Below are 743 nucleotides of genomic sequence, written 5' to 3'. Positions count from 1 at the left end.
GCTTTCAGTCTGATGCGGGGGCAGCTTTTGCCAGGGTCCGCCCGTTCGTTCAGCGCTTCCATCTCCCCTTGGACGGGCGGATTGCCGTACGAGAAGCGTAGCCCCGCCCCTACCCCAAGCCGGGCGGCGCTTTCGTTTGTGCTTGTCGGAGCCACGATCGAATGCAAGCTTTCTTTAGTTCCTGGCGATCGTCCAGCCCTTGCTGGTTAGCATGACGAGGCTGGCGTCATCGACGCGCCGCTCCGCCAGTCCGGCGGTGACGACGTCGGCGACCACTTGGTCGAGCTGGTCGCCCTTGATGCCCGTCCGCGCTCCGCAGGCTGAGCAGGCGACCGAGCAACCCCGCCTACCGCCGTCGATTCGGGCGTGCATGCGATAGCCATCGTACTTGATCTCGTGACCCCACTCCTTGCTCGCCGGCGCCGCGTCCACCAGGCGCGTGAGCTGCGGCTTGATCCACTTTGGTAATCGAGATGTTGTTCTCACGGAGCCGACGGAAACACGCCCGCCCATCAGAGCGCAAGGTGAGAGCAAGCGCCCTCCGGCGTTGTCTTGGCTTTCGCGAGCTTGCTGGCCGGGATCGGTGCAGCCCAACCGCACCGCCCAAATAGATGATCTATGACGGTGGCGTCGTCGCGGCGGTGTGCATCAGTATGCGTGTTGCGACACCTCTAGCGACTGAGGCGCAGCTTCAAGCGGCGGTAGCTCGGGATGCGGGTAATCAGCGCCGTAACCATTTTCAA

Annotated in this window: 1 protein-coding gene; it reads right to left on the bottom strand. The window is 63.5% G+C overall.

What is annotated here, in order from left to right; genetic code table 11:
- Positions 1–174: 174 nt before the first annotated feature.
- Positions 175–486 carry a hypothetical protein gene (locus RSO01_RS46970; protein WP_147157508.1) on the bottom strand — a complete coding sequence of 104 codons (312 nt, stop codon included), beginning with the start codon at positions 484–486 and terminating at the stop codon, positions 175–177.
- Positions 487–743 lie beyond the last annotated feature (257 nt).

The sequence above is a fragment of the Reyranella soli genome (assembly GCF_007992495.1).
GTDB classification, from domain to species: domain Bacteria; phylum Pseudomonadota; class Alphaproteobacteria; order Reyranellales; family Reyranellaceae; genus Reyranella; species Reyranella soli.
The sequence above is the reverse complement of the archived record's forward strand: the minus strand, read 5'-3'. Positions and strand labels throughout refer to the sequence as shown.